Origin of the sequence: Paraburkholderia sp. NMBU_R16 (assembly GCF_013282575.1) — a bacterium.
GTDB lineage: Bacteria > Pseudomonadota > Gammaproteobacteria > Burkholderiales > Burkholderiaceae > Trinickia.
Map to the genome: position 1 here is coordinate 39,437 of NZ_JAAAYE010000033.1, position 12,038 is coordinate 51,474.

9 protein-coding genes are annotated in these 12,038 nt (G+C 65.5%); 6 read left to right on the top strand and 3 right to left on the bottom strand.

Annotated elements, in window-relative coordinates:
• Positions 1-42: 42 nt before the first annotated feature.
• Both GWC77_RS17650 and smc read right to left on the bottom strand, forming a co-directional pair.
• Positions 43-1,275 carry a cell division protein ZipA C-terminal FtsZ-binding domain-containing protein gene (locus GWC77_RS17650; RefSeq protein ID WP_173259052.1) on the bottom strand — a complete coding sequence of 411 codons (1,233 nt, stop codon included), beginning with the start codon at positions 1,273-1,275 and terminating at the stop codon, positions 43-45.
• A gap of 70 nt (positions 1,276-1,345) precedes the next feature.
• Positions 1,346-4,864, bottom strand: coding sequence for a chromosome segregation protein SMC (smc, locus tag GWC77_RS17655; protein ID WP_173259054.1), 3,519 nt, complete (start codon positions 4,862-4,864; stop codon positions 1,346-1,348).
• A 262-nt stretch (positions 4,865-5,126) separates the two neighbouring features.
• On the opposite strand from smc, the gene dapC reads away from it, so the two are divergent.
• From dapC to cls, 6 genes are all read left to right on the top strand, one after another.
• Positions 5,127-6,356: a succinyldiaminopimelate transaminase gene (dapC, locus tag GWC77_RS17660; protein WP_173259106.1), complete on the top strand. Its 1,230-nt coding sequence runs from the start codon at positions 5,127-5,129 to the stop codon at positions 6,354-6,356.
• A gap of 98 nt (positions 6,357-6,454) precedes the next feature.
• Positions 6,455-7,282 (top strand): 2,3,4,5-tetrahydropyridine-2,6-dicarboxylate N-succinyltransferase, encoded by an 828-nt coding sequence (gene dapD, locus GWC77_RS17665; RefSeq protein WP_173259056.1) that lies wholly within the window; start codon positions 6,455-6,457, stop codon positions 7,280-7,282.
• Positions 7,282-7,644 carry a Spx/MgsR family RNA polymerase-binding regulatory protein gene (locus GWC77_RS17670; RefSeq protein ID WP_173259058.1) on the top strand — a complete coding sequence of 121 codons (363 nt, stop codon included), beginning with the start codon at positions 7,282-7,284 and terminating at the stop codon, positions 7,642-7,644. Before dapD ends, GWC77_RS17670 begins: the two co-directional genes overlap by 1 nt.
• 213 nt (positions 7,645-7,857) lie before the next feature.
• On the top strand, positions 7,858-8,997 hold the full coding sequence (gene dapE / locus GWC77_RS17675) for a succinyl-diaminopimelate desuccinylase (protein ID WP_173259059.1): 1,140 nt from the start codon (positions 7,858-7,860) through the stop codon (positions 8,995-8,997).
• A gap of 20 nt (positions 8,998-9,017) precedes the next feature.
• Positions 9,018-9,905: a 50S ribosomal protein L3 N(5)-glutamine methyltransferase gene (prmB, locus tag GWC77_RS17680; RefSeq protein ID WP_173259061.1), complete on the top strand. Its 888-nt coding sequence runs from the start codon at positions 9,018-9,020 to the stop codon at positions 9,903-9,905.
• Between the two features lie 91 nt (positions 9,906-9,996).
• A complete protein-coding gene (gene cls, locus GWC77_RS17685) occupies positions 9,997-11,448 on the top strand; it encodes a cardiolipin synthase (RefSeq protein ID WP_173259108.1) in 1,452 nt (483 codons plus the stop codon).
• A gap of 71 nt (positions 11,449-11,519) precedes the next feature.
• Here the strand turns inward: cls and GWC77_RS17690 are convergent, their stop codons facing one another.
• Complete coding sequence (locus GWC77_RS17690; protein WP_173259063.1) at positions 11,520-11,999, bottom strand: glutathione peroxidase; 480 nt, start codon at positions 11,997-11,999, stop codon at positions 11,520-11,522.
• Between the last annotated feature and the right edge of the window lie 39 nt (positions 12,000-12,038).

The window sequence follows — 12,038 nt, forward strand, 5'->3', positions numbered from 1 at the left end:
GGCATTATCGCAGCGCCCATCACGCGCGCAAGCCGTCCGGCGTCATTGACTGAACAGCCGGCGCGTCGCCGCGGAGCCGGCGGGAATGCCCGCCTCTTCGAGCTTGGCGTAAAGCGTCATCAGTTGTTTTTCGATCGCCAGCAGCGCCGATTCCGGAAGCGGCCGACGCTGATCGTCGACGACACGCCCGCCGATGCGCTCGGCCAGCGACTTCGCGTAGTCGCACATGAGCCGGAACGGCAGAATGTCCTCGTCGGCCACGGGCACATCGAGAATCAGCGTGATCATCTGCCCGCCCTTGTAGGTCAGGTCATCGCGCAGGAAGTTGGTGTCGCCGAACTGCAGCATGAAAACGGGGCTTTGCCTCGCATCGAGCTTGACGAAGCGGGTGCCGTCGCGCGAGAGCAGCAATCCGTCCTGGGACGCCACGGCCTGCACGTAATTGGCCGACCAGGGCGCCCCGTCCGAGAGCACGTTGATCGACAACTGCGCGTCGCACTGCGCCGCGAAGCCGTCGAGTTCGCGCGCCATCGACACCGTTTCGAGCATGTCCGGGAATTCGGGCGCACCATCGACCGCGTCGGCGAACTGCTGCACACCCGAGACGAATTCCGAGAATTCGAGCTCGTTCAACGCACCGCCGCGGTTCGCCAGTTGGACCGCCGCGCGAAGTTCGTCATAACGTTGCCCGTTTTGCAGCAGTTCCCAGGCGCCGGCGCCTTCCGCCTTGCCCTCGATATAGACAGGCTTGCTGCCGGCTCGGCGCAATCGCTGCGCGAACGGCACCGCTTTGTCGCCGGCAACGGAGCCACCGAGTTTGATCGGCACCACGCAGTCGATGCGGCGATCGACGACATGCGGCGGCGCCGAGGAAATCGTCGTGGCGGCCGGCGCGACGGGCGCATCGGACATCTGCTCCGCGTGCCGCGCTCCGGGCACGTCGCGCGTCAGATCGCCGTCGGGCACCGTCGCGTCCGCTTGAAGATCGGCCGGCGTGTCGAGCGGCGCGGCGCCAAAGCTCGGTTCGACCCTGGCCGCCTCGGCCGAGGCCGGCGCATCGGAGAGCGCCGGCTCGCGGCGAACGTTTGCGCGCGCGGGCTCGATAAACGGCCGCTCCTCCTCGGAATCGTGACGCGCAAGCGCTTCGGCGGCGTCGGGCGGCATCGGTCTTGGCATCTTGCGGCGCACTTTCGCGCCCTGCCATGCGTTGTATCCGACCACTCCCGCCACCACCACGGCGCCTGCGCCGATCAACCCGAGTGTCAACTCGTCCATGCACGCTCCATGAAGCACGTTCTTTCGTCGACGGCGGCCATGCAGTGTGCCGACCGCCGCTGTCGTTCGTTCAAGCCGTATTCTGTGCGAAACCGGCCGCGGTTTCCATGTCGACCGCCACGATGCGCGAGACACCTTGCTCCTGCATCGTCACGCCGATCAGTTGCTGCGCCATCTCCATCGCGATCTTGTTGTGCGAAATGAAAAGGAACTGCGTCTTTTCGGACATGGCGCGCACGAGATTGGCAAAGCGTTCCGTGTTCGCGTCGTCGAGCGGCGCATCGACCTCGTCGAGCAGACAGAACGGCGCGGGATTGAGCTGGAACATCGCGAAGACGAGCGCCGTCGCCGTCAGCGCCTTCTCGCCGCCCGACAGCAGGTGGATAGTCGAGTTTTTCTTGCCGGGCGGCTGGGCCATCACCTGCACGCCCGCATCGAGAATCTCGTCGCCCGTCATGATGAGCTTCGCCTGCCCGCCGCCGAAAAGACGCGGGAAGAGCTCGCCGAAATGCCGGTTGACTTCGTCGAACGTGCCTTGCAGCAGCGTACGGGTCTCCTGATCGATCTTGCGGATGGCGTCTTCGAGCGTATCGATCGCCGCCGTCAGGTCGGCCGATTGCGCGTCGAGGAACGTCTTGCGCTCGGTCGCGGCCGCCAGCTCTTCGAGCGCCGCCATATTGACGGGCCCCAAGGCATTGATCGCGTTGTTGATGCGCGTCACTTCCCCTTGCAGGTACGACGGCTTCATATCCGGCGTCAGCTTTTGCTGCAGCTCCGCTTCGTCGACACCCGCCTCGGCGAGTTGCTCGATGAACTGCTCGCCGGCAATGCGCGCGGCTTGCTCCTTCAACTGCAGCTCGGTGATGCGCTCGCGCAGCGGCTGCAGCGAACGCTCGGTCGTCAACCGCATTTCATCGGCATGCCGCAGCTTCGCCGTCAGGTCGTCGAGCTCGATGCGCGCGGCGCCGAGCGCGGCTTCCTTTTCCGCACGCACTGCAAGCGCGTCTTGCAGGCCCGTGTGCGCGGTCTGCTCATTGATCGATTCCAGCTCCGCGCGGGCATCCTCGAGCGAGGCCGCAACGCGCTCGCTCTGTTCTTGCGCGATTTGAATGCTGCGCTTGAGCTCCTCGATCCGATTGGCCATGTTGCGCGCGGCGAAGCGCGCGTCGGTGGCCGCCCGGTCGAGATCGCGGGCCTCCGTACGCGCCGCGCTCAGCGTTTCGTCGAGTGCTTCGAACGCAAGCTGATCGTCCTCGAAACGGGCCTGCAACGCGGCAAGCTCGCCGTCGTGGCGCTCGAAGTTCGCCTCGGATTCGGCGCGCTGCGCGCGCTGATCCTCGATCTGTGCGCCGATTTCGTCCAGTTCCTCGCGAATCTGCGTGCTGCGCTGGGTATAGCGCTCGTGCGCTTGCGTGAGCTTCAGCACGTCGAGCTGCAGCGCATGCACGCGCTGGGTCGCCCGCTCGAGCTGCGCGCGCGCATCGGCCAGCGCTTGCGTCGCCTGGGTGTGCGCCGCATCGGCGCGAATCGCCGCGGTCTTCGCCTCGTCCGCAAGCAACGTCTGCGCGCGCAATTGGCGTGTGAGGTTCTCGATCTCCTGCTCGCGGGCCAGCATGCCGGCCTGCTCGGAATCCGCCGCGTAAAGCTGAACGCCTACACGCGTGAGTACATGCCCCGCCTTGACGACGAAAGCCGCGCCCTCCGGCAACTGCGTCCGCTGGGCGAGCGCCGAGCCCAGATCGTCGGCGACGTACACATGACCGAGCCAGTCGGCCAGCACCGCGCGCAGCCCCGCGTCGTCGATGCGCATGAGCGAGAGCAACGGCCGCAGGCCCGGGACCTGCTCGCGCGGCACGCCGGCCGAAGGCGGCGCGTAGAACGCCAGCTTGGCCGGGGGCGCATCGCTCGCAAACGCCTTGACCCAGTCGAGATTGGAGATCTCGAGCGCGGCGAGCCGTTCGCGCAACACCGATTCGAGCGCCGTTTCCCAGCCCGTTTCGACATGCAGCTTCTTCCACAGACGCGGCAAACTTCCCAGTTCGTGTTTGTCGAGCCAGGGCTGAATCTTGCCGTCGGTCTGTACGTTTTCCTGCAAATGCTTGAGCGCGACGAGCCGCGCTTCGAGCTGATGGATCCGCGCCGTTTCGGTTTGCGTGCGCTCGTGCGCCTCGCGCCGCGCCGCATCGAGCGCCGGCAGCGCGGCCTCGGCCTCGGCCAGGCGTGCCTGCGCATCGCGTTGGATTTCCTCGTGCTCGGCAAGCTGCATGCGCCCTTCCTCGAGCTGCGCCTCGTCCGGCGCGTCGAGGCCACCCGCCTCCGCTTTGAGGCGCTCGTGGCGCTGTTGCAACTGCTGCAATTGTTGATCGGCATTGCGCTGATGCGCCGCCTCGAGCTTGAGCGCCTGTTCGGTCTGGGCGATCTCGCCGCGCTCGTCGTTCAGCCGCGCCTGCGCATCGCGCCATTGCGCCTCGAGGGCCGGCAATGCATCGTGCTTCGCCGCCGCCGCGTCTTCCGCCAGCGCTGCCTTTTCTTCGGCGATGGCGAGCTGTGCATCGGCATCCTCGAGCTCGCCGCGCGCCTTTTCGGCCTGCGCCTGCCATTGCTCGCGCTGCGCCGTCAGCGCCGCGATCTGGGCCTGCACGCGGTTGCGCGACTCGACGATGAACTTGATTTCCGCTTCGAGCCGGCTCACCTCGGAATTCGCTTCGTATAGAGCGCCCTGCGCACCCTGCATCGCGTCGCTCGCGGCATAGTGCGCGACGCGCAACGTCTCCAGTTCGGCTTCGACTTCACGCAGGCGCGCCGTCTGCGCCTCGAGGTCGATTTGCGCCTCGGAAATCGCGCGCTGTTGCCGCGCCTGCTCGGCAGCGGCCTCGTTCTTGCGCAATAGCCACAGCAGCCGCTGCTTTTCCTCGCCTTGCGCCTGCAGCGTCTTGAACTCGGTCGCGACGACCGCCTGCGCTTCCAGCTTTTCGAGGTTGGCGCTCAGTTCGCGGACGATGTCCTCCACGCGCGTCAGATTCTCGCGCGTGTCGTGCAGGCGGTTCTCCGTCTCGCGGCGCCGCTCCTTGTACTTCGACACGCCCGCCGCTTCCTCGAGAAAGACCCGCAGATCTTCGGGCTTGGCCTCGATGATCCGGGCGATCATGCCCTGCCCGATGATCGCGTAGGCGCGCGGTCCCAGGCCCGTACCGAGGAAGATGTCCTGGATGTCGCGCCGGCGCGCGGGCAGGTTGTTGATGTAGTAGCTCGACGTGCCGTCGCGCGTGAGCACGCGCTTCACCGCGATTTCGGCGTACTGCCCCCATTGGCCGGCCGCACGGCCGTCGGCATTGTCGAACACGAGCTCGACGCTCGCGCGGCTGCCGGGTTTGCGCGCAGTCGAGCCGTTGAAGATCACGTCCTGCATCGATTCGCCGCGCAGCTCGGAGGCGCGCGACTCGCCCAGCACCCAGCGCACGGCATCGATGATGTTCGATTTTCCGCAACCGTTGGGCCCGACGACACCGACCAGTTGGCCGGGGACCTGGAAGTGGGTGGGATCGACGAAGGACTTGAAGCCAGCGAGTTTGATCGAGGTCAGACGCACGGCGATATCGCTGATTGAATAGGGGAAGGTCGAACGGACCGCGCAGCCGCATGGCCCCGCGGGAAAGTGGCAATCATACCATCGCCCCAACCGCGTTCCGGCCCATCGCGCGACGCAGCGCAACGGGGCGAGCCAGGGCGGCTATAATGGCCGCCTTCTCGATCGTCGCCGCACCGCGGCCGAGCCTCGAGCGCGCTGGCGGGCCTGGGCCCGGACGCGTCGCCGGATTCGGCATCGCAGTGGGCGAGCACAGCCGCTTTCGATTCCGTCAACGCCGAAGCCCAACGTGAACCCTCGACTCGACAGCCTCCAGCCTTATCCGTTCGAAAAGCTGCGCGCCCTGCTCAAGGACTCGGCACCGCCGAGCGCGCTGCCTCACATCAGCTTCGGCATCGGCGAGCCCAAGCACGCTACGCCGAAGGTCGTCACCGATGCTGTCGTGGCATCGCTCGACACGCTGTCGAACTATCCCGCGACGGCGGGCTCGCCCGCGCTGCGCGAGGCGATCGCGCGCTGGGCTTCGCAGCGCTATGGCCTGCCCGCGCTCGATCCCGCCACCGAGGTGCTGCCCGTGTCGGGTTCGCGCGAGGCGCTTTTTTCGCTTGCGCAAGCGGTGGTGGACGGCTCGCGCCCGGATGCCGTCGTGCTGTGCCCCAACCCGTTTTATCAGATCTATGAGGGCGCGGCCCTGCTGGCCGGCGCGCAGCCGTACTTCGCGAACAGCGACCCGGCACGCAACTTCGCCTGCGACTACGGCGCCGTGCCGCGAGACGTCTGGTCCCGCACGCAGTTGCTGTATGTCTGCTCGCCGGGCAATCCGACGGGCGCCGTGTCGACCCTCGACGATTGGCGCGAACTGTTCGCGCTCTCCGACGAGCACGGTTTCGTCATCGCCTCGGACGAGTGCTACTCCGAAATCTATTTCGACGAAGCCAGGCCGCCACTCGGCAGCCTGGAGGCAGCCCACCGGCTCGGCCGCGGCTTCGAGCGTCTCGTCATGCTGTCGAGCCTGTCGAAGCGCTCGAATGTGCCCGGCATGCGCTCAGGCTTCGTGGCGGGCGATGCCCGATTGCTGCAACGCTTCTTGCTCTACCGGACCTATCACGGCGCCGCGCTTTCGCCTGTCTACCAGAGCGCGAGCATCGCTGCCTGGAGCGACGAAGCGCACGTGCGCGAAAACCGCGCGAAATACGTCAGCAAATTTTCGGCGGTCACGCCGATGCTTGCCGAGGTGCTCGATGTGAAGCTGCCCGACGCCGCGTTCTACCTCTGGGCCGACGTCGCCCGCACCGGTCTCTCGGACATCGAATTCGCCCGGCGTCTTCACGCCGACTATAATGTGACCGTTTTGCCGGGCTCGTATCTCGCGCGCACCGCGCATGGCGTCAACCCCGGCCGGGATTTCATCCGCCTGGCGCTCGTCGCGAACGAGAGCGAATGCGTCGAAGGCGCCCGGCGCATCGTCGATTTCTGCCGTTCGCTCGCTCGGTAGCGGCTGCGCCCGCGCGGCGGCTCGCCGCCGCCTGATCGCCGCACCGCTCAGCCGGGCCGGAACTGCCCACCCGATATCCACTTAGCCAAATCGAGACCATGTCGCAACAACTTCAGCAAATCATCGACACCGCCTGGGACAACCGTGCCGAGCTCTCGCCGAAGGCCGCGCCGGCAGAAGTGCGCGAAGCCGTCGCGCATGCGATCGGCGAGCTCGATCGCGGCGCGCTGCGTGTCGCCGAAAAGAAAGACGGTCAATGGATCGTCAACCAATGGCTGAAAAAGGCCGTGCTGTTGTCGTTCCGGCTCGAGGACAATGTGCCGATGCCGGCAGGCGGCTACTCGCAGTTCTACGACAAGGTGCCTTCGAAGTTCGCCCATTACACGGCCGAAGACTTCGCGGCGGGCGGCTTTCGCGTCGTGCCTCCCGCCATCGCGCGCCGCGGTTCGTTCATCGCGAAAAACGTCGTGCTGATGCCTTCGTACACCAACATCGGCGCTTATGTCGACGAAGGCACGATGGTCGATACCTGGGCCACGGTCGGCTCGTGCGCGCAGATCGGCAAGAACGTGCATCTGTCGGGCGGCGTCGGGATCGGCGGCGTGCTCGAACCGCTGCAGGCGAATCCCGTCATCATCGAAGACAACTGTTTCATCGGCGCGCGCTCGGAGGTGGTCGAGGGTGTGATCGTCGGCGAGAATTCGGTCATCTCGATGGGTGTGTACCTCGGCCAGAGCACCAAGATCTACGATCGCGAAACGGGCGAAGTCAGCTACGGCTACGTGCCGCCGGGCTCGGTCGTCGTCGCGGGCAATCTGCCGTCGAAGGATGGCTCGCATAGCCTTTATTGCGCGGTGATCGTCAAGAAGGTCGATGCCAAGACGCGCGCCAAGGTGGGCCTCAACGAGTTGCTGCGGGGCGATTGATGTCGGCCGCGCATACCGTCGTCTACGGCATTCCCAACTGCCATACCGTCAAGAAGGCGCGCACGTGGCTCGAAGCGCGCGGCGTGCCGTTCGAATTTCACGACTTCAAGAAGGCGGGGCTGAGCGCTCCGCTCGCGAACGCGTGGCTCGCCGACGTACCGTTGGAACTGCTGCTGAACCGCCGGGGCACGACGTGGCGAGGCCTCTCGGATGCCGCCAAGGCGGCCGCCGAGACGCGAGACGGCGCCATTGCGCTGATGGTCGAGAAGCCTTCCGTCGTCAAGCGCCCCGTGGTGGTGGTCGACGGGCGCGTGAAGACGCTCGGCTTTTCCGTCGAAACCTACGAAACGCTTTTCGCGTAGCCCGCTGCCCCGGTGCACTGCCTGCCGCGCACCGGCGCGGCGTGCGTCGCACGGGACAACGCCTAGAACGCAACTGCCGCCCGCCATGCGGCCGGCAGTTTGTCGATCGCAGTTATCGCTTTAGCGATTTACTGCGATCCCATGCTGGGTCGATCCGGGTTAGCGCTTCAGCGCTTACCCGGGTCCCGCCAGCGCTGATACGGATTCGAATCCATGTCCGGCACCCTCGCCCTTACCGAACAGCTGATCGCGCGCGCATCCGTCACGCCCGACGACCAGGATTGTCAGCAGTTGCTGATCGAGCGCCTGCAAGCCATCGGCTTCACGTGCGAGACGATCGAAGCGCACGGTGTCACGAACTTGTGGGCCGTCAAACGCGGCCGGACCGGTGCGGGCGGAAAGCTGCTCGCGTTCGCCGGTCATACCGACGTGGTGCCGACGGGCCCGCTCGAACAATGGAGTTCACCGCCGTTCGTGCCCACGCACCGGGACGGCAAGCTCTACGGCCGCGGCGCGGCTGACATGAAGACATCGATCGCGGGCTTCGTCGTCGCGACCGAGGAGTTCGTCGCCGCTCATCCCGATCACCGCGGCTCGATCGCCTTTTTGATCACGAGCGACGAGGAAGGACCCGCCACGTACGGCACGGTGAAAGTCGTCGAGGCACTCCAAGCGCGCGGCGAGACGCTCGATTACTGCATCGTCGGCGAACCCACGTCGGACGCCACACTCGGCGACGTCGTCAAAAACGGCCGGCGCGGCTCGATGTCGGGCAAGCTCACCGTCAAAGGGGTGCAAGGCCATATCGCCTATCCGCATCTCGCCAAGAATCCGATTCATTTGCTGGCGCCCGCGCTGACGGAATTGGTTGCCGAACACTGGGACGCCGGCAACGAATACTTCCCCCCCACGACCTGGCAGGTCTCGAATCTGCATAGCGGCACCGGCGCGAGCAATATCATTCCGGGGCGGGCCGAGTTGACGTTCAATTTCCGCTTCTCGACCGCGAGCACCGTCGAGGGGCTGCAACAGCGCGTGCATGCCATCCTCGATAGACACGGCCTCGATTACGAACTCGACTGGACCGTCAGCGGCTTGCCGTTTCTCACGCCGCGCGGCGAGCTGTCGAACGCGCTCGTCTCGGCCATCGGGGAGGAGACCGGCGTGAGCGCCGAACTCTCGACGACGGGCGGCACCTCGGACGGACGCTTCATCGCGCGAATCTGCAAGCAGGTCGTGGAGTTCGGCCCGCCGAACGGCAGCATTCACAAGATCGACGAACACATCGAGCTCGCTTTCGTCGAGCCCCTCAAAAACATCTATCGGCGCGTGCTCGAAGCGCTGATCGCCTGATGCGCGTAGGAGCTGCAGCAATGACGACGCCGTTCACCACCGTTCGCGACCTGCTCCGTTATGCGGTCTCGCGCTTTACCGCCGCGGGGCTTGCTTACGGCCATGGCAGCGACAACGCCTACGACGAGGCTGCGTACCTGATCCTGCATACGCTGCACCTGCCGCTCGATACGCTCGAACCGTTTCTCGACGCGCGGCTGCTCGCCAGCGAGATCGAAGAAGTGCTCGCCGTGATCGCGCGCCGCGCCGACGAACGGCTGCCCGCCGCCTATATCACGCACGAAGCCTGGATGCACGGCCGGCGCTTTTACGTCGACGAACGCGTCATCGTGCCGCGTTCATTCATCGGCGAGTTGCTCGAAGACGGCCTGCAGCCCTACGTCGCGGACCCCGACGAAGTCGGCGCGGTGCTCGAACTCTGTACCGGTTCCGCATCGCTCGCCATCCTCGCCGCGCACGCGTTTCCGAATGCCGACGTGGATGCGGTCGACATCTCCGGGCCGGCGCTCGAAGTCGCCGCGCTCAACGTGACGGAGTACGGGCTCGAGGACCGCATTGCGCTGTTCGAAGGCGATCTTTTCGCGCCGCTGCCCGAACGCCGCTACGACGTCATCATCGCCAACCCGCCCTATGTGAACAGCGCATCGATGGCGAAACTCCCCGCCGAGTATCGCCACGAGCCGGCCCTGGCGCTTGCGGGCGGCGACGACGGCATGGATATCGTTCGCCGCATAGTCGGCGAGGCCCGCAACTGGCTGACCGAAGAAGGCGTGCTCATCGTCGAGATCGGCAACGAGCGCGCGCATGTCGAAGCGGCATTCGGCGGGCTCGATCTCGTCTGGCTGCCGACGAGCGCAGGCGAAGACAGCGTTTTCCTCCTTTCGGCGAACGATTTGCCGGCCCCCTGAGGCCCGCCTCGGCCTCATCATCTTCCGACGGCGTTTCGGTAAGATGCGCACGGGCGATGCGCGTGTCGTCGCGGACGGAACAGGCTGTCTCATGCACTTCGAATTCAACTGGCTTTCGCTCGGCAGTCTCATCTTTGCGGCGCACGTGCTCGGCGTCGTCGCGGCTTGCCATGCGATCTTGCACACGCGCACCTCGCAAGGCGCCATCGCCTGGGCCGTCTCGCTCGTGGCGATGCCGTATTTGACGGTCATTCCTTATCTGTTTCTCGGACGCAGCAAGTTCGCCGGCTATGTCGACGCGCGCCGGATCGAGAACGAGATGGTACGCTCGCGCGCCCACCCGCAGACCTGGGATACGCGCGCGTCGACGGCCGGCGCGCCCGCCGAGGCGCTCGGTCACCATGTCGTGCGCTCGCTGGCAAGCCTGAGCGGCATGCCGTTTCTGCCCGGCAACAGCGCACGCACGCTCGTCAACGGCGACGCGACGTTCGCCGCCATCCTCGAGGCCATCGAGCGCGCACAGCGCTACGTACTCGTGCAGTTTTTCATCGTGCGGGACGACGCACTCGGAAGAATGCTGAGGGACCTGCTCATCGCCAAGGCGGCCGCGGGCGTTCGCGTATCGTTTCTCTACGACAGCATCGGTTCGTTCGATCTGCCGCAGCACTATGTTCTGGCGCTGCGCGCAGCCGGCGTCGACATCCATCCGTTCGCGACGAACCGGCGCTTCGTCAACCGCTTCCAGTTGAATTTCCGCAATCACCGCAAGATCGTCGTGGTGGACGGCGAATGCGCATTCGTCGGCGGCCATAACGTCGGCGTGGAGTACCTCGGCGGTAATCCACGCCTCTCGCCCTGGCGCGATACGCACATCGAGTTGCGCGGGCCTGTGGTGGCCAGCGTGCAGTTCGTGTTCATCGAGGACTGGCACTGGGCCACGCAGGATCTGCCCCAACTGCCGCCGTCGCAAGCCGAGCAACCCGAGGCGGTGGGCGACATGCACTGTCTCGTCGTCGCACCGGGTCCCGCCGACAAGTTCGAAACGGGCTCGCTGTTTTTCGTGGAAGCGATCAATGCCGCTCAGACGCGCGTCTGGATCACGTCACCCTATCTGATTCCCGACGAGGCGGTGTTCTCGGCGTTGCGTCTCGCCGTGATGCGCGGCGTCGATGTCAGAATCCTGATCCCGAGCCGCCGCGATCACTACGTCGTGTTCGAGGCATCGAAGCTGTATGCCTACGATCTGCTGCGGGCGGGTGTGCGGATCTTCCGGTACCGGCCTGGCTTCCTTCACCAGAAGGTCGTGCTGATCGACGATATTGCCGCCGCGATCGGTAGCGCGAATCTCGACAATCGCTCGTTTCGCCTCAATTTCGAAATCATGGTGCTGACGATCGATCCGGTCTTTGCCCGCGAAGTCGAGGCCATGTTGCTCGACGACTTCGAACAGTCCTATGAAGTCGAGCGCAGCGAATACCGCGATGCACCCGCGCTGCGGCGGATTCTGATGCATGTGGCTCGGCTTTTTTCGCCGATTCTGTGATGCATCGGCGCACTGGCAAGCGAGCCGCCGCTGACAGCACCGGGTGCCGCGCGAGCCTGCCTGCCGCATCTTTACAGCAACGCCTCGATATCGGCCTCGAGTTCTTCGGGCTTCGTGGCCGGCGCATAGCGCTTGACGACGCGGCCGCTGCGATCGACCAGAAACTTCGTGAAATTCCATTTGATCCAGCGCGTGCCGAGCACCCCTGGCGCCTGCCGCGTCAGATAGCGATACAGCGGATGCGCGTTCGGTCCTTTGACATCGATCTTCTCGAACATCGGAAAGGCAACACCGTACTGCTTCTCGCAAAAGCTGCCGATCTGGGCCGCGTCACCGGGCTCCTGCTTGCCGAATTGATTGCACGGAAAGCCCAGCACTTCGAAGCCGCGCGCGCCATAACGGTCATGTAGGCGTTGCAAGCCGGCATACTGCGGCGTGAACCCGCACTCGCTGGCCGTGTTGACGATCAACAGCACCTTGTCCCGGTAGCGTTCCAAGCTCAGCGGCTCGCCGCCGAGTTCGCGTGCGGTAAATTCATAAAGCGATGTCATCGTGCCCTCTCCTGCGTTATCGTTCCCGACGAACCGGCA

Coding starts and splice junctions, on each gene's coding strand:
- GWC77_RS17690 (WP_173259063.1), bottom strand. CDS start 11,999: ATGACATCGCTTTATGAATTTACCGCACGCGAACTCGGCGGCGAGCCG.
- GWC77_RS17650 (WP_173259052.1), bottom strand. CDS start 1,275: ATGGACGAGTTGACACTCGGGTTGATCGGCGCAGGCGCCGTGGTGGTG.
- dapD (WP_173259056.1), top strand. CDS start 6,455: ATGTCGCAACAACTTCAGCAAATCATCGACACCGCCTGGGACAACCGT.
- GWC77_RS17670 (WP_173259058.1), top strand. CDS start 7,282: ATGTCGGCCGCGCATACCGTCGTCTACGGCATTCCCAACTGCCATACC.
- dapE (WP_173259059.1), top strand. CDS start 7,858: ATGTCCGGCACCCTCGCCCTTACCGAACAGCTGATCGCGCGCGCATCC.
- cls (WP_173259108.1), top strand. CDS start 9,997: ATGCACTTCGAATTCAACTGGCTTTCGCTCGGCAGTCTCATCTTTGCG.
- prmB (WP_173259061.1), top strand. CDS start 9,018: ATGACGACGCCGTTCACCACCGTTCGCGACCTGCTCCGTTATGCGGTC.